Origin of the sequence: Nonomuraea jabiensis, assembly GCF_014204795.1 — a bacterium.
GTDB lineage: Bacteria > Actinomycetota > Actinomycetes > Streptosporangiales > Streptosporangiaceae > Nonomuraea > Nonomuraea jabiensis.
The window spans coordinates 12,116,805-12,133,197 of sequence record NZ_JACHMB010000001.1; the positions used below are offsets into that span (position 1 = coordinate 12,116,805).

The 16,393-nt window shown below is 72.0% G+C and carries 15 protein-coding genes; 8 read left to right on the forward strand and 7 right to left on the reverse strand.

What is annotated here, in order from left to right; genetic code table 11:
• The first annotated feature begins 11 nt into the window (after positions 1-11).
• The 3 genes from HD596_RS55260 to HD596_RS55270 all read left to right on the forward strand — a co-directional run bounded on the left by HD596_RS55260 (position 12) and on the right by HD596_RS55270 (position 3,132).
• Positions 12-617 carry a histidine phosphatase family protein gene (locus HD596_RS55260; RefSeq protein ID WP_185077401.1) on the forward strand — a complete coding sequence of 202 codons (606 nt, stop codon included), beginning with the start codon at positions 12-14 and terminating at the stop codon, positions 615-617.
• Positions 618-823: 206 nt separating this feature from the next.
• Positions 824-2,173: a helix-turn-helix domain-containing protein gene (locus tag HD596_RS55265; protein WP_221520055.1), complete on the forward strand. Its 1,350-nt coding sequence runs from the start codon at positions 824-826 to the stop codon at positions 2,171-2,173.
• Between the two features lie 38 nt (positions 2,174-2,211).
• Entirely contained in the window at positions 2,212-3,132 is a 921-nt protein-coding gene (locus HD596_RS55270; RefSeq protein ID WP_185077402.1) for a MurR/RpiR family transcriptional regulator, read from the forward strand.
• On the opposite strand, the gene HD596_RS55275 is transcribed toward HD596_RS55270, so the two are convergent.
• Complete coding sequence (locus HD596_RS55275; RefSeq protein ID WP_185077403.1) at positions 3,056-3,406, reverse strand: Hint domain-containing protein; 351 nt, start codon at positions 3,404-3,406, stop codon at positions 3,056-3,058. The genes HD596_RS55270 and HD596_RS55275 overlap by 77 nt on opposite strands.
• Positions 3,407-3,754: 348 nt before the next feature.
• Between HD596_RS55275 and HD596_RS55280 the strand changes: the two genes are divergently transcribed.
• Together HD596_RS55280 and HD596_RS55285 are read left to right on the forward strand one after the other, a co-directional pair.
• Positions 3,755-4,714 (forward strand): YobF C-terminal domain-containing protein, encoded by a 960-nt coding sequence (locus HD596_RS55280; protein ID WP_185077404.1) that lies wholly within the window; start codon positions 3,755-3,757, stop codon positions 4,712-4,714.
• A gap of 222 nt (positions 4,715-4,936) precedes the next feature.
• Positions 4,937-6,133, forward strand: a complete 1,197-nt coding sequence (locus HD596_RS55285; protein ID WP_185077405.1) for an NAD(P)/FAD-dependent oxidoreductase — start codon at positions 4,937-4,939, stop codon at positions 6,131-6,133.
• 164 nt (positions 6,134-6,297) lie between these two features.
• On the opposite strand, the gene HD596_RS55290 is transcribed toward HD596_RS55285, so the two are convergent.
• Positions 6,298-7,263, reverse strand: a complete 966-nt coding sequence (locus tag HD596_RS55290) for an ArsR/SmtB family transcription factor (protein WP_185077406.1) — start codon at positions 7,261-7,263, stop codon at positions 6,298-6,300.
• Positions 7,264-7,333: 70 nt separating this feature from the next.
• Between HD596_RS55290 and HD596_RS55295 the strand changes: the two genes are divergently transcribed.
• Positions 7,334-8,170 carry an alpha/beta fold hydrolase gene (locus HD596_RS55295; RefSeq protein WP_185077407.1) on the forward strand — a complete coding sequence of 279 codons (837 nt, stop codon included), beginning with the start codon at positions 7,334-7,336 and terminating at the stop codon, positions 8,168-8,170.
• Positions 8,171-8,192: 22 nt separating this feature from the next.
• Here the strand turns inward: HD596_RS55295 and HD596_RS55300 are convergent, their stop codons facing one another.
• From HD596_RS55300 to HD596_RS55315, 4 genes are all read right to left on the reverse strand, one after another.
• Entirely contained in the window at positions 8,193-9,329 is a 1,137-nt protein-coding gene (locus HD596_RS55300) for a glycoside hydrolase family 68 protein (protein ID WP_185077408.1), read from the reverse strand.
• A gap of 117 nt (positions 9,330-9,446) precedes the next feature.
• Positions 9,447-10,271 carry a carbohydrate ABC transporter permease gene (locus HD596_RS55305; RefSeq protein WP_185077409.1) on the reverse strand — a complete coding sequence of 275 codons (825 nt, stop codon included), beginning with the start codon at positions 10,269-10,271 and terminating at the stop codon, positions 9,447-9,449.
• Positions 10,268-11,194, reverse strand: coding sequence for a carbohydrate ABC transporter permease (locus HD596_RS55310; protein WP_313047177.1), 927 nt, complete (start codon positions 11,192-11,194; stop codon positions 10,268-10,270). Before HD596_RS55310 ends, HD596_RS55305 begins: the two co-directional genes overlap by 4 nt.
• 8 nt (positions 11,195-11,202) lie before the next feature.
• Entirely contained in the window at positions 11,203-12,555 is a 1,353-nt protein-coding gene (locus tag HD596_RS55315; RefSeq protein WP_185077411.1) for an ABC transporter substrate-binding protein, read from the reverse strand.
• Positions 12,556-12,731: 176 nt separating this feature from the next.
• On the opposite strand from HD596_RS55315, the gene HD596_RS55320 reads away from it, so the two are divergent.
• A complete protein-coding gene (locus HD596_RS55320; RefSeq protein WP_221520056.1) occupies positions 12,732-13,766 on the forward strand; it encodes a LacI family DNA-binding transcriptional regulator in 1,035 nt (344 codons plus the stop codon).
• A 70-nt stretch (positions 13,767-13,836) separates the two neighbouring features.
• On the opposite strand, the gene HD596_RS55325 is transcribed toward HD596_RS55320, so the two are convergent.
• The gene (locus HD596_RS55325; RefSeq protein ID WP_246555483.1) at positions 13,837-15,123 is read right to left on the reverse strand and encodes a glycoside hydrolase family 30 protein; all 1,287 of its coding nucleotides are present in this window, start codon (positions 15,121-15,123) and stop codon (positions 13,837-13,839) included.
• 148 nt (positions 15,124-15,271) lie between these two features.
• On the opposite strand from HD596_RS55325, the gene HD596_RS55330 reads away from it, so the two are divergent.
• Positions 15,272-16,291 carry a LacI family DNA-binding transcriptional regulator gene (locus HD596_RS55330; RefSeq protein WP_185077414.1) on the forward strand — a complete coding sequence of 340 codons (1,020 nt, stop codon included), beginning with the start codon at positions 15,272-15,274 and terminating at the stop codon, positions 16,289-16,291.
• The last annotated feature ends 102 nt before the right edge of the window (positions 16,292-16,393 follow it).

The window sequence follows — 16,393 nt, forward strand, 5'->3', positions numbered from 1 at the left end:
CCTCACCACACATGGCAACTCGACACCTCTACCTGGCACGCCACGGCGCGGCCGACGCGTTCGGGAAACTCACCGACATCGGGCACCAGCAGTCGAGCCTGCTGGGCGAACGGCTCGCCGGCATCCCGGTCGACGCCGTGTGGCACTCCCCCCTGCCACGCGCCACGGCGAGCGCGCACGAGCTCGCCCGTCATCTACCGGACGTCCCCGTGACCGAGGCCGCCGAGCTCATCGACCACGTCCCCTACGTTCCCGGCCCGGCCGAAACGCCCCCGTCCTGGGCCGGCTTCTTCGACGGCTACGACGAGGCGGAGGCGGCCTCCGGACAGAGGCTCGCCGAGGCCCTGGTCGCCCGGTTCGCGAACGTCCCCGGCCATGGTCCCCGGCCCGACACCCACGAGGTCCTGGTGACGCACGCCTACCCGATCGCGTGGCTGGTCCGGCACGCGCTGGACGCGCCGCCGTCCCGGTGGCTCGGGCTGGAGAGCGCCAACACCGCGCTGACGGTCATCGAGTACCGCGACGGCCTGCCGCCCACGATCGTGATGTTCAACGACATGAGCCACCTGCCGCCCGGCCTGCGCTGGACGGGGTTCCCCGGCAGCGTGCGGCCGTAGCGACAGACGATCGACCCTCTTCGCGATAAATAATTCTTCGCCAATTAGCCGCTGTCAACGCGGCCACCCAGGCAAACAAATTCGCTTGACAGGAGTGGCGGTCCAGTTTCAGAGTGTCCGTGGCGCTTGGTAGCGAAAAATTTTCTCACACGAAGGGTCGGCCTGTGATGACCGATCACGTCACGGACGATCGTTGGACTCTCGGAGTGCTGATACGGACCTGGCGCGAGCAGGCACTCCTGACGCAGGACGAACTGGCCCACCGGGCGGGGCTCAACGCCCGTACCATCCGCAGGCTGGAAGCCGGCGAAGCGCATCGCCCCCGCGGCACCTCCATCTCCACGCTGGCCGAGGCGCTGGGGCTGGACGCCGCGGAGCAGGCGCGCCTGGTCACGGCGGCGCTCAGGACCTCCACCCGGCCGGCGCGCGCGGGAGCGAGCGGGCCGCCGCGCGCGACGACGGTGCCGTGCCAGCTCCCCACCGGCACCCCGCATTTCGTCGGCCGCCGGAAGGAGCTCTCCCAGCTGGACGGCGCGGCGGGCGGACCGGCCGCGGCTCCCAGGGTGCTGGCCGTCCTCGGGGGCGCCGGGATCGGCAAGACCGCGCTGGCCGTCCACTGGGCGCACCGCGTCGCGGGCCGCTTCCCCGACGGTCAGTTGTACGCGAACCTGCGCGGATTCGAGCCGGGCGCGCGGCCCGCCCACCCCGCCGAGGCGATCCGGGGCTTCCTCAACGCGCTGGGCGTTCCCTCGCGCCGGATCCCCGCCGGCACGGACGCCCGGGCCGCGCTGTTCCGCAGCACGGTGAACGGCAGGCGGCTGCTGATCGTCCTCGACAACGCTCGCGCCGCCGGCCAGGTCCGGCCGCTGCTGCCGGGCGCCGGGGGCTGCCTCGTCATCGTGACCAGCCGTGACCAGCTGACCGGCCTGGTCGCGGCGGGCGCCGCCCCGATCGTCCTGGACCCGCTGCCGACCTCGGACGCCGTACGGCTGCTGGCCCGGCGGCTCGGCCCCGCCCGCGTGGCGGCATCGCCGGAGGCCGCCGGCAGGATCGCCGCGCTGTGCTCGGGACTGCCGCTCGCGCTGGCCGTCGCGGCGGCCCGCGCGTCGACCCATCCGGGTTTCAGCCTCGACGACCTGGCCGCGGAACTGCACGGTGCGGGCAACCGGCTGGACGCGCTCGCCGACGAGGATCCGTTCGCCGACGTCCGGACTGTTCTGTCGTGGTCCTACCGCACCCTCGGAGCCGAGGCCGCCCGCGCGTTCCGGCTGCTGGGGCTGCACCCGGGACACCACATCGGCGTCGCGGCGGCCGCCGATCTGTGCGGCCTGCCGGTACGCCGGACGCGCGCGCTGCTGGCGGAGCTGCACCGCGTGCACCTGATCGCCGAACCCACTCCCGGCCGGTACGCGCAGCACGACCTCGTCCGCGCCTACGCCGCCGAGCTGGCCGAGACCCACGAGTCGCCCGCGGAACGCCATGAGGCCGAATGCCGGCTGTTCGACCACTATGTCCGCACCGCCGCGAGCACCGGACGCTTCTCACACTGCGGATAATTCTGCTTTATCGGCCCGTGCCATCGAGAGGAGCCGGCATGTCATCCAGTCCGCCGCGCGGCGACGTCATCCAGCGGATGCGCGAGTTGCTGCCCACGATGCCGGAGGCCCAGCGATCGCTGGCCGAGCTGGTGCTGGACGATCCGGCGGCCGCGGCGCGGATGACCATCGTGGAGCTGGCCGAGCAGTGCGGGGTGTCCACGGGCACGATCACCCGCTTGTGCCGGGCGCTGGACCTGGACGGCTATTCGGCGTTGCGGATCGCGCTGGCCTCCGACAGCGGGCGGGCCGATGTCCGGGGCACCTGGGCCGCTCACATCGGTACGGATCTGACCAAGGGCGACGACATCCGCCATGTCGCCAACGTCATCTCGGCCAACATCGGACACGTCGTCGCCGAGGCGCTCGCCCGCCTCGACCTGGACCTCGTCGAGCGGGCGGCCGGCCTGCTGGCCGCCACCCGCCGCGCGGTGATCTACGGGATCGGCGGCAGCGGGGCGACGGCCATGGAGTTCCAGCAACGGCTGTACCAGATCCGCGTGCCCGCGTGGACCTACACGGACGTGCACGTCGCGCTGACCGGCGCCGCGTTGATGGGACGCGGTGACGCCGTGGTCGCCATCTCGCACACCGGACGGACGCAGGAGGTGTGCGACCTGGTCACGGAGGCCCGCTCGCGGGGCGCGACGACGATCGCCATCACCAACGACCTCACCTCCCCGCTCGCCGGCCGGGCCGACCTGGTGCTCGCGACCGGGGTGCGCGAGCTGGGCTTCAGCACCGAGACGATCCTGGCCCGGCACGCCCAGCTGGCGGTGCTGGACGTGCTGTACATCGCCATCGCGCAGCGCACGTACGAGCAGACCAGGGAGGCGATAGCCGTCACGACGAAAGCGGTGAGCTCGCACCAGCTCGGCGGGGCGGGCGACACCGCTTCCGGGCCGCGCAGAGACCTCTAGCGGCGGGAGCCCCCGCCGGCGTCCGCAGCAGCATGCCCGCCCGCAGCTCGTCGGCGCGCACCCGCTCCCCGCGCTCCGCCACCCACAGCGGGTGGTTGTCCGTGGCGACCAGCACGCCGCCGGCCACGCTGATCCTGACCAGGGTTTTGGCCCCGGCGCTGGCGAGCGTGCCCACGACCGGCTGCGGGCCGCTCTCCCCCGTCTCGGGGTCGGTGGCCAGGACGCGGTCGCCGACCTTGACGTCCTCGATGGGCTTGTCCGTGCCGTCGGCCATGCGGACCCTGGTGCCGGGCAGGAAGCTGCTCCGTGCGGCAGTCAGTGCCGACGCTCTCCAGAACGTCGTCGCCGTACCTGCCGAACCGGACGAACTGGGTGCCGCCGAAGACGCGACACCGACACCTTGGTGCGGTCGGTGCCGTAAGAGCGTCACCGTGGCCCGTGTGGCGACACCTGGGCGACGGCGAGCGTGGCGGGGGCCGTGACGGTACGGGCGGGTTTCGGGGGTGTCTCCGCCCTGGCGGGGCTGGTGGCGCCGGGAATGAGCCCGGCGAGGAATTCCAGTGCGGCTTCCCCGGGCAGGTGGGCTTGACTCTGACACCGTGTCAGGCGGCACGGTGCGGTCATGTCTGTCATTTATGTCGGCTCCGGGCCGTACTGCTACGCCAACTCCCTCGCCATGCTCCTCGGTGACGAGGCGCCGCCGCCGGCCGTGATCGAGGTCCTGACGGGCTCCCCCTACGGCATGGAGCTGATCGGCGGGCGCCTTCCGCTGTTCGACCCGTTCGGCTGGGATCCCGGGATCGGGCTCGACGCCGCGATCGGCCTGCTCGGCTGGGAGTGCGAGAGCGTGGACGGGGGGACGGCCGCGGCGGCGCTCGACCGCCTGCGCCGGGCCTGCCAGGACGGTCCGGTGCTGGCCGGGCCGCTCGAGCTCGGTCTGCTGCCCTACCAGCCCGGGTCCGGCAAGGCGATCGGCGCCGACCACTACGTGGTGGTGCTGGAGGTGGACGACGGCACCGTGCTCGTACACGACCCAGAGGGCTACCCGTACGCCACGCTGCCCGTCGACGCCTTCGCCGAGGCGTGGCGCGGAGAGCTGATCTCCTACCTGCGGCGGCCGTTCCGGATGCGGTACGGGTTCACGCGGCGGGAGCCGGTCACTCCGGAGGAGGCGCTGCGCCGCTCGCTGCCCGCCGGGCTGGCCTGGCTGGCCGGCCGGACGGACGTGGAGGTCCCGCCCGGGACGCTGGGGCAGGGGGAGGCCGCCGAGCGCACCGCCCGGCTGGTCGAGGAAGGGCTGGATCCCGAGGTCAGGATGTTGTGGCAGGAGTTCGCGGTACGGGTGGGCGCCCGCCGCCTCAACGACCTGGCCGCCTGCCTGTCGTCCCTCGGCCTCGACGCGGGCGCGGCCGTCGCCGTGGAGCAGGCCCGCATCGTCGGAGGGTTGCAGGGGCCGCTCGTGTCGGGCGACGACGTGGCGCTCGCGGCCGGCCTGCGCCGGCTGGCTCCGACGTACGAACGGCTGCGCGCCGCCCTGATCGCCGGCGAGGGGGCGTTCCCGGGATCTGGAACGCCCTCGTGAAGGGTTGACCGCGCTCCTACTGCTGCGGTGTCGTCGGCTCCCTTGGTCGCGTGCTGCCCTCACCAGTCCGACAAGAACCGCCTCACATTCCGGGGGGTTGTGCTGTCGGGATCAGTGAGACACCGTCCGGCAGGCGGACAGCGGCCACCGGCGGATCGCCTCCGCGGGCCGTCTCGTGGTCCCCACCAGGTCCTCGCTCAGATGGAGAAGGGAAACCTCGCCATGTCCACACCCGAACACCCCAGCACCCTCAACAAGGTCGTCGTCATCGGCGGCGGTTACGCCGGGACGCTGGCGGCCAACCATCTGCGGATGCGCGCCGACGTCGGCATCACCGTGGTCAATCCCCGCCCGGAGTTCGTGGAACGAGTCCGGCTGCACCAGTTCGTGGCCGGCACCAGGGAGGCCACGGTGGACTTCGGCACGCTGCTCGGCGAGGGCATCCGGCTGGTCGTCGACAGCGCCACGCACATCGACACCACCACCCGTACGGTGCGGCTGGCGTCGGGCCGGGCGCTGGACTACGACTACGTCATCTACGCCGTCGGCAGCACCGGGGCGATACCGTCCTCGGTGCCCGGGGCGGCCGAGTTCGCGTTCGACCTCGCCGAGTTCGAGCCCGCGCAGCGGCTGCGTGCCAGGCTGGCGGAGCTGCCCCTCGATGCTCCGGTCACCGTGGTCGGCGGCGGGTTGACCGGCATCGAGACGGCCGCCGAGCTGGCCGAGCGAGGGCGCGCGGTCACGCTGGTGTGCGGCCGGGCCCTGGCGCCGTCGTTCGGCGCGCCCGCGCGCCGGGCCATGTCCACGTGGCTGTCCCGGCACCGGGTCGAGGTGGTGGAGGACGACATGGTGCGCGAGGTCCGGCCGGACGCGGTCGTCCTCGCCGGCGGTGGGGTACGCGCGAGCGCGCTGACCATCTGGGCGGGCGGTTTCGGCGTGCCGCGGTTGGCGGCCGCGAGCGGGCTGCGTACCGACGAGCTCGGCCGGCTGCTCACCGACGAGACGCTGACCAGCGTCGATGACGACCGCATCGTGGCGACCGGCGACGCCGCCGCGCCGTCCGGCCGGCCGCTGCGGATGAGCTGCTACGCCGCCGGCCCGCTCGGGGCGCAGGCCGCCGACACCGTGCTGAGCCGCATCGCCGGGACCGAACCGGCGGTGATCAGCCTGGCCTTCTCGGGGGCGTGTGTCAGCCTCGGCCGGCGCACCGGCATCCGGCAGCTCGCCCGCAAGGACGACACCGCCGTGAACCTCTACGTCGGCGGCCGCATGGGCGCGGCGATCAAGGAGGTGACCTGCAACTTCGCGGTGAAGAGGATCCGCCGGGAGGCCCGGAGGCCGGGTTCCCTCATCTGGGTGAAGGGCGGCCCGCGTCCCGAGCAGCCGGCCCCCGGTCCGCGAGGGGTCACGACCCCGTGAGCCCCGGCGAGCGGCCGGATCGCGTCCGGCCGCTCGCCGGGGCTCAGAGCCGGTTCGTGTCCGGCTGCTCGCGGGAACTCAGCAGCCGGGTCGTGTCCGGTGCCGGTCGCCCGCCGGCTCCTGCCGATCGTGCGGGCGGGGGCGGGTCGGCGCCGGGCGCGGCCTTATGGGGCTGGGCGGCCCAGCAGGTGGTCCGCCCGTTCCGTACGCAGGTGAAGCGCCGTTCGGCCCTTACGCTGCGTCGACACGAGACCCGCCCCGCGCAGCGCGCCCAGATGCTGCGAGACCGCGCTCGGGGTGATGCCCAGGCGGGCGGCCAGGGCCGCGGTCGTCCGGGGTTCGGCCAAGGCGGCGAGCAGCGCCGTCCTCGTGTGCCCCAGCACCGGGGCCAGGCCCGCCAGTGCCGGCGGGGGCTGCTCCCAGAGCAGGCCGACGCCCACCGCCGGGTAGCGGATCGACGCGGCGGCGACGGGGGACTTGTCGACGCCCACGTTCGGCCAGTTGAAGATGCTGGGCAGCAGGACCAGGCCCTGCCCGCCGGTGTCCACCGTGTAGACGGCATGCGAGGTGCGCCGGCCGTGCACCACCAGCTGGCCGCCGTCCCAGGCGATGTCCCGGTGCAACTCGGCGAACAGCGCCTGCACCCCGCCGTCCACCAGGGTGAGCGCCCGCTTGGCGACGTCGGCGTCCAGCACCGCCTGCATCCGGCCCCACTGCGGCGCGATCAGCAGCTCGTGGCAGCGGTGGAGCGCCTGCGCCAGCCGCGGCAGCACCGATGCCGGCTCGGGGACCTCCTCGGCCGGCACGCCGGCAACCGCTCCGTACTCGCGCCGGAAGAAGTGCTCCTCCGTGGCCCGCAGCAGCTCCAGCTCCATGGCCAGGGAAGGCAGCCGCTCCTGCGGCACCGGGAACAGGAACGACGGCATGGGTCCCGCGACGAGCGCCCGCAGCAGCGGCAGCTCGCGCTCGTCCGCGATCAGCGGGCGTGCCCCGCGCACCCAGGGCCGGTGCACCGCGTGCCCGCCCGTGCCCAGCAGGATTCGGAGCGCGAGCACCGTCTCTCCCAGCGGTGAGACGGCGAAGCGCACTCTGGCCACCGACGCCGCGGTGAACCTGATCTCGACCGCCATCCGTCCCGCCCATCATGTAGCCGTGGCTAAACGATAGCCATCACCGCCGCCGCCCCCCAGGCTGCGGGGCATGGAATTCCTCACCTCGTACGACGGCACCAGGCTGAGCTACCACGTGTCCGGGGACGGCGCGCCGGTGGTCTGCCTGCCCGGCGGGCCGACGGCCGCCGCCTACCTCGGGGACCTCGGCGGCCTGTCCGCGCACCGGCAGTTGATCATGCTGGACCCGCGCGGCACCGGCCGGTCCGCCAAACCCGGGGACGCCGCGTCGTACCGCTGTGATCGGCTCGTCGCCGACGTGGAGGCCCTGCGCGTACACCTGGGGCTGGACCGGATGGACCTGCTCGCGCACTGCGCCGGCGCGAACCTGGCCGCGCAGTATGCGACCCGCCATCCGCGGCGGGTCGGCAGACTCGCGCTGATCACACCGAGCGTCCGGGCCGTCGGCATCGCGATCTCAGGTGACCTCCGGCGCGAGACGGCTCGGCTGCGCCGGGACGAGCCGTGGTTCCCGGAGGCGTACGCGGCCCTCGAAGCGATCGTGGCGGGCCAGGCCACGAACGCCGACTGGCAGGCCATCGCGCCGTTCTCCTATGGCCGGTGGGACGAGGTGGCGCGGGCCCATCACGCGGCGGACGCGGAGCGGCAGGACCCGGAGGTCATGACGGCCTTCGGCGCCCAGGGCGCCTTCGACCCGGACGCCACGCGCGCCGCGCTCGCCCGGTTCGCGGCGCCCGTGCTGCTGCTCGCCGGGGAGGTGGATCCGGCAGCGCCTCCTGCGGCCATGGCCGAGTTCGCCGGGCTGTTCCCGGACGCCGCACTCGTCGTCCAGCCTGGAGCCGGGCACTTCCCATGGCTCGACGACGCCGGCCGGTTCAGGTCCACCGTCGCGGCGTTCCTGGAGTAGGTGACGACCGACCCGGCTGGCGTCAGGGGCCGGCCGGGACGAGGGCGGTTGCCGTACCGTTCAAGGTGAGCCTGAGGATCGGTGCGATGGTGCCGCCGAAGCCGGCTCGCGCCTGCGCGGCCTGCGCGGATCGGAGATCCACGCCCGGGACCGATCGGTAGTTGGCGAAGCTGACCACGTGGAGGTCCGGCAGCACCAGCCAGGCGTAGGCCTGGTCCGGTTCGGCGCGGGGGTTCCGGAGGACGAGCCCGGACCCGTTGAGCGGCTCGTACGGTCCCGTCAGGCTGGGGGCGGCGAAGCCGTAGAGCCCGGTGGGCGCCGAGCCCTCCGGGTGGAAGCTGTGGCGCTGGGTGGAGAAGAAGAGGTAGTACCACGACTCGTGGACGATGATGTGCGGCCGTTCCAGCTCGTGGTTGATGCCCTCGGCCACGACCAGGGGCGGCAGCAGGGACCAGGCGCCGTCCCGGGCCTCGGCCAGGGCGATCGCGCCGCCGAACCGGTCGGCTGCTGCGACGGACGCGGCGATGAGCAGGTATTCGCGCCCGTCCGCCGGATCGCGGAACCAGCCGGGATCGCGAAATGCCCGGATACGTCCCGGCGCCCCGGTGATCTCCTCGGCCGGCAGGTACATGCGGCCGTCCGAGCGCAGGAGCTCACGGTGCTCGGCGCCGGGGTCCAGCAGGATGCGCCGGCCGTCGGCGACCAGGGCGGGGCGGGCCTCGACGACGCGCTGCCGGAACGTCGGGGGCGTCTCTCCTCGCCGTCCGGCGGCCGTGTAGAACACCGACACGGTGTCGTCGGGGCGGCGGATCGCCGATCCCGACCATTCGCGGCTGCCCGGCGAGGCGCCGTCGGCGAACGCGTGCCCCAGGTCCGTCCACCTGTCGCCGTCCTTGGCGAGCAGCCGGATGCGGGCCCGGTCGTGGCGCTCCTCGGGGTGGCCGAGGATCGGCGCCGACAGCGCCATCCACAGCTCCTGTCCGCTGATCACGCAGGTCGAGCCGTCCTCCTCCTGGACGGGCCACAGGTCCCACAGGTCGTGGTCGGGCAGGATCCGGGGCATGGCCGCGGGGTCGATGACGGGTGCCGTGGTCGCGGCGGCGTCGGCGAGCAGCTCCAGGTGGTTCCGCGTCCAGCGCGCCGGTCGGCCGGCGCTCATGCGGCTCCCCACCCACGGCGCGGGCCGGGATCCGCCGGATCCGGCGCGGCGTTCAGTCGCCCTGGTGTGGGCATGCGTACAACCTTCCTTTCAGCGGTGGTGTCGCGCTCATGGCCGTCAGCCCTTCAGCGAGCCCTGGAGCAGGGCCTTGACGAAGTGCCGCTGGAAGATGAGGAAGATCACGAGCGTGGGGGTCAGGATCAGCAGCGACCCGGCGCACAGCAGCGGGATGTCGGTCCCCCACTGCCCCTGGAAGGCGCCCAGGGCCCCGGACATGGTGCGCTTGGCCGGGTCGTCGACCAGGACGATGGCCAGCAGGAACTGGTTCCAGGTCCACAGGAACAGCAGGATGCCCAGGGACGAGATCGCCGGCATGGCCAGGGGGACGTGGATGCGCCGGAACAGCTGCCAGACGTTGGCCCCGTCCATCCGCGCGCTCTCCGACAGCTCGCCCGGCATGTTGACGAAGTGCGCGCGCATCCAGAAGACGGAGAACGGCATGAACAGGCCGATGAGCGGCAGGATGATCGCCCAGCGGGTGTTGAGCAGTCCCATGTCGCGGATCTGGTAGTACAGCGGCGTGATGATGCCCTCGAAGGGCAGGGTCAGGCCGAGCACGAACAGCAGGAAGATCACGCGGCCGCCGATGACGCGCAGGTGGCCGATGGCGAAGCCGGCCATCGTCGCCAGCACGATCGAGATCGGGACCACGCCCAGCACGATGAGGACGCTCGACTTCAGCAGCTCGCCCATGTTCGCGGCGCGGAAGGCGGCCAGGAAGTTGCCCCACTGGGGGTCGGCCGGCCAGGCCAGCCCGGCCGGGTAGGTGCCCGACGGGTGCAGGGCGGTGACGAACAGGCTGAGGAACGGCAGGATGGTGATCGCCATCATCGCGATGAGCAGCAGCCTGCCGGTCCAGGACTCCCGCCACGAGGTGATCATCGGTTGCCCTCCTTGGTGAACCACTGGATGGGAAGGGCGCAGGCGATCACGAGGACCATGAGCACCAGGGCCAGGGCCGAGGCCATGCCGACCTCGCGTTCGGAGAAGGCCAGGTAGTAGATCTGCAGGCCGGGCACCATGGTCGTGTTGCCGGGGCCGCCCTGGGTGGCGATGTAGATGATGTCGAAGCTGGCCAGGGCCGCGATCACGGTCACGGTGACGCAGACCGCTATCTCCTGCCGCAGGCTGGGGACGGTGATCGAGACGAACTCCCGCCACGGGCCGGCGCCGTCCAGCCGGGCGGCCTCGTACAGCGCCGGGTCGATCTTGCTCATCCCGGCCAGGAGCAGCAGCGTGCACAGGCCGAGGAGCACCCAGGCGCCTATCATCCCCACCGCCGGCAGGGCGGTGGAGAAATCGCCCAGCCAGGCGCGGGTGATCCCGCCGAGGCCGACGAGCGAGAGCAGCTGGTTGATCACGCCGGTGGAGGCCAGCAGCCAGCTCCAGGCGATGCCGGCGGCCACCAGCGGGATGACCTGCGGCAGGAAGAGAACGGTCCGCGCCACCAGGGCGAGCCGGCTTTCGGCGATGCGCCGGATCGTGGCGGCGATGGCCAGGCCCAGCAGGACCGGGAGCGCGCTGAAGAAGACGATGAGCTTGACGGCGTTGATCAGCGAGTCGTACAAATCCGGGTCGGTGAAGACCTTCCCGAAGTTGGCCAGACCGACCCAGGTGGACGGCCCGATGCCGTCCCACTCGTACAGCGAGTACTGGAACGTCAGGGCGATCGGGCGCAGGACGAAGACCGCGTAGAAGGCGAGCGCCGGCGCGACGAACAGCCAGCCGACCAGGCCGCGCGCGTCGCGCAGCCGGGCCGCGGGCCGCCGCCGGTGCGGGGATCGGGCCCCTGCGGAGCGGGTCACCACCTGCTTCAGTTCCCTTCGAGCTGGGCGGCGTAGTCGGCCTGGACCGCCTTCAGCAGCTCCTGCGGCTTCTGCTGTCCGGCCACCAGCTTCTGCAGCTGGGGCGTCCAGCTCTTGGCGTAGATGGCGCCGGTGGCGTTGGCGATGAAGTCCATCGCGCCGTTGTCCTTGGAGATGTCCGCTCCGGCCGCCAGCGTGGCGGCGGTGACCTTGTCCGCGGCCACCTCGGGCATGTACGCGTCGGCGGGACCCATCGGACGCGATCCGCCGACCTCGACGCCGATCTCACGGGCCCGCTTGTCGGTGGCCACCCAGTTGAGGAAGAAGGCGGCGCAGTCGGCGTTCTTGGCGTTCGCGGCGATCCCGAAGGTGAGGGGCGCCGACATGGCGGCCCGCTTGCCGCCCTGCTGCGCCGGCGGCATCAGGGAGAAACCGACGTCGCCCGGCATCTGCTTGTCGAGGTTGCCCGACTCCCAGTCGCCGTTGAACATGAACAGGCCCTGGCCGTCGATGAAGCGGCTCATCATCGTCGCGTAGTCGACCGCGTTGACGTCCTTCTGGAAGTATCCCGCCTTGATCCACCGCTCCAGGTGCTGGACGGCCCGCAGGTTCGACGGGGTGTCGATGGTGGCGCCGGGCTTCTGGAAGATCCAGTCGTTGATGGGGGCGGCCGGGCCGTAGGAGGCCATGAGGTCCTGCAGCGGGAACGCCAGGCCGCCGGTGGCGCCGCCGTTGAACTGCACGATGGGCGTGATGCCCGCCTTCTTGGCCTTGTCGAGCAGCGCGTCGAGCTCGGCCAGCGTGGCGGGCGGCGCGGACATCCCGATCTTCGCGGCGAGCTTCTTGTTGTAGAAGATCCCGGTCATGCTGGAGTTGAGGCCCATGGCGTACAGCGAGCCCTCGCCGCGCGGCCGCCCGCCGGGGCCGAGGCGCAGCTGCTCGAGCTGCGAAGCCGGCCACTTGTCCCAGCCGAACACCTTCGCGTAGCCGTCGAGGTTCTTCAGCAGGTTGTCCTTGACCAGCTCGGAGACCTGGGGAAGGCGCATCAGGTCGGGCGGGTTGTCCGCCAGCACGCGCGGGGCGTTCTGCGTGATCACCGCGAACTGGTCCTCGCGGATGTTCCACGTGACGTTCGGGTGCTGCTTGGTGAACTCGGTGGTCAGCGCCTTGGGCAGCGGGAAGCCGGTCTCGAAGTAGCCGTTCATCGTGATCGGCGCCGTGCCGCAGGTGGGCGCCGCGGACGGGGCCGACGCGCTGGTGGCCGCGGGCTGCGGGCTGTTGCTGCCGGGAGCCGCGCAGGCGGCGGCCAGCGTCCCCATGGCGATCACCAGCGCGGCCCCGGAGCGACCTCGACGAGCCATGTGCATCTCCTCTGTTGCCTGGGACAATCGGCACGGGCTGATGTCCCGACTCCGTTGCTAAATCGGGTTAGCGCCCGTTAGTCTCACGGTGCGCGTCGCGCGATGTCAACCCCCCGTAACGCACTCTTGACGATCGGAGGTTCTGGGTGAGCCCACGACGGGTCACCTTGGCGGATGTGGCCAAGGCTGCCGGTGTCTCTCGCACGACCGCATCGCTTGTCCTGTCCGGCCGCGGGCGTGAGCTGCGCATCTCTCAGGACGTCGAGCAGCGGGTGCTGAAGGCGGCCGACGAGTTGCAGTACCGGCCCAACATCGTCTCCGTCGGCCTGCGCACGGGCACCACCCGGACGATCGGCTTCATCTCCGACACCGTCGCCACCTCGCGGCTGGCCGGTGACATGATCAAGGGAGCGCTCGAGGCCGCCCGTGACCGCGGCTTCATGCTGTTCATCGGTGAGACCGAAGGCGACGCCGAGCTCGAAGGCCTCCTGCTGCAGGCCATGCAGGACCGCCAGGTGGACGGGCTGGTCCTGGCCTCGATGTTCACCCGGACCATCAAGGTGCCCAAGCCCATCACGGCCACGCCCGCCGTGCTGCTCAACGCGCTGCCCGAGCAGCCCACTCCCCTGCCCGCCGTCCTTCCCGACGAGGTCGAGGCCGGCCGCCGCGCCGCCCGCATCCTGCTCGAGGCCGGCCACCGCGACGGCATCTACCTGATCGGCGCCGGTCCGGGCCTGCGGGACGTGCCCGCCGAGAGCCTCGCGGCGGTGGAACGGCTCGTCGGCATCCGCGAAGCGCTCGGCGAGATGGGGGTCACGGTGGCGGGCGCTCGCACCTGCCCCGACTGGCAGCCCGAATACGGCCTGGCCGCGACGCGCGACCTCCTGCGCACCGCCCGGCCGCGCGCGCTGATCTGCTTCAACGACCGCATCGCCATGGGCGCCTACCAGGCGCTCGACGATGTCGGGCTCAAGGTGCCCGCCGACGTCTCCATCGTCTCCTTCGACGACCATCCGATCGCGTCGTGGATGCGTCCCAAGCTGACCACCGTGGCGCTGCCCCACTACGAGCTGGGCCGCAAGGCCGTCGACGTGCTGTTCACCGAGATCGACCGCGACCGCGCGGACAGCGACCGGGTGGGCGAAGTGCACCGGGTCCCGATGCCCGTACGCGGCCGCGAATCCGTCGCACCGGCCGCCCCGGAGCCCTGACCGCGGCGGGCGTGGACGAGCGCGGCGGCCGCACCCCCCGACAGCAGGGGCCGTGCCGCGGACCCCGGGGTCAGCCGAGAACGATCGTGGTCAGGGCGCGCGGACGGAGCGGGATCGCCCCGTCCGTCACGGGGACGGGGCCGAGTGAGGCGTCCTCGTCGGTCAGGTAGGCCGCGACCTCGCCGCCCACCCCCTCCCAGGTCACGGGGGCCATGCCAGTGTTGAGGACCTCGACGACCCGGGAACCGTCGGGGTTGCGGAACGCGGACACCTTCAGGGCGGGCTTCGTGACCGCCGTTTCGAGCCTGACCGCCCCGGGCCTGACGAACCGGCTGTAGGCGGCCAGCGCCCACAGCCGCTTGGAGACCCGGTAGGTCTTGGCCGCCTCGTCGATCAGCAGCAACGCCCGGGTGTTCCCGGTGGAGGCGCCCAGCCAGTACAGATAGCCGGAGACGTGGCCGAGGGTGAGCGCGTCGTGGACGGCCAAGGCGATCGTGAAGCCGTCGGAGCCGCTGCCGTCGTACCAGTTCTCGTTCCAGCTGGTGCCGTTGGGATGCCACTCCGACATCCACGTCGGCCGTTCCGTCGGCAGCGGGGAGTCCACGGGGGTGGCGTAGCTGTGCCCGGTGTGGACCTTCACCCAGCGGCGGGCCTCGGCGTCGGCCTCGATCGCGGCCGTGTACGCCCTGGCCTCCGTCCAGCCGACCGACTCGCAGCACACCAGCCGCACGCCCGAGGCGATCGGCCCGAGCACCTTGACGAACTGGGCGGCCTCCTCGGGGGTGAAGCGCATGGAGGCGTACGGGGCCGTCCAGTCGGGCTCGTTCGCGAACCCCAGGTCGGTGATCTGAATGCCTTCCTTGGCGTAGAACCTCGTGTACTGCATCAGGTAATCGGCGTAGGCCCGCCGCCACTCCGGCTTGAGCCTGCCACCGTTCCGATCCTGGCCGGTGTCCTTCATGTAGCCGGGCGCGCTCCAGGCGACGGCGAAGAAGCGTCGCACGCCGTACTCCTGCGCGGCCTTGGCCAGCCACACCTGGCCGTTGTCGTCGCCGTCCCAGACGTACTCGGGCGGGGCGTCCGGGCCGCCGGGGTCCTCGGGCTGGATCGACACCATCTCGTCGTACGGGCTCCCGGCCGGGGCCGAGCCGATGCCGAGGCGCAGGATGCTCAGCCCGGCGCCCTTCTCGCGGCTGAACCACAGGTCGAGGATCTCTCGCTGCCTGTCCTCCGGGAGGGCCCTGACCAGTTCGTTCCGCCGGAAGGCCATGGAGACCCCGAACCCGTCGATGGTCTGGTGCCGGACTCGATCGTCGATCGTGATCGCCGGTGGATCGGCCGACCGGGGTTCGTTCATCACTGGAACTCCGAGCATGTGACTGCGACGGGCTTGCTGGCAACCATCCTGCCCGACCCCCGGAGCCGGTGCGGCCGCACTATTAGTGATCGATCACTCTAGCATCAACGCTAGGCTGTCCCGCAAGGAGCGAGGAAAGGGGGTCCCCTTGGGCGAGTCCGAGACGCCGCGCGTCACGATCCACGAGGTGGCCCGGCGTGCGGGCGTTTCCCACCAGACGGTCTCTCGCTACTTCCGCCACAACGAAGGCCTGAAGCCGGAGACCCGCAGGAAGATCGACCTGGTCGTCCAGGAGCTCAACTACCGGCCCAACCTGGTCGCGCGCTCCATGCGCACGCGGCGCACGAACCGGCTGGCGATCGCCCTTCCCGCCTCCACCTACCTGTGGCCGGTACGCCTGCTCCAGGCCGCCTCCATCACCGCTCACGCCGAGGGCTTCCAGCTGGAGGTCGTCAGCATGGAGGGCGACGCCCGCGCCAGGGCGGAGCGGATCCTGGAGCTCGCGGGCTCGGGGCAGGTCGAGGGCATCCTGTCCTTGACGCCCCTCGAGATCGGCCCCGGGGCGTCGCCGGTCCCCATCGTCGTCACGGGCGACTACGACGACAACCTCCGCAGCGTCAACGAGCTCGCGGACGCCTCTCCGGTCCGCGAGATCATCGAATACCTCGCATCGCTGGGGCACAGGGTCTTCTTCCACATCGCCGGCAAGCAGAGCTTCGCCTCCGCCCGCAATCGCAAACTGCTCTACGAGGAGACGATCAAGCACCACGGGCTCACGTCGTACGGCATCGCCCTCGGGGACTGGAGCCCCCAGTCCGGCTACGACGCCGTCCGGGGCCTGCCCGAAGGGAGCGGCGTGACCGCCATCGTCGCCGCGAACGATCACGTGGCCATGGGCGCCGTACGAGGAGCGCTCTCCCGGGGCTGGCGCGTTCCCGGTGACGTCAGCGTGTTCGGCTGGGACGACGAGGAACTGGGGCGCTTCGCCACCCCGTCGCTCTCCACGGTGGCCGTCGATCGCGAGGTTCAGGGGCGGGAAGCCATGGCCAAGCTCATCGCGGAAGTCCGGGGGGAGCCGGTGCCGCAGTCCCCCTCACGGTCGATCAATCGCGTGATCGTGCGCGAGACGGTGGGACCACCCCCCGGCGGCCTCCCGGACCAGGATTAACCTCTCGTTATGGGTACGCCGCCCCCGCCGAGAACGAGGCCGCCACGCCCCAGGAGAGCGCCGAACCCGACGAGGGCACCAGCGAAGACGAGCAGGGCCAGG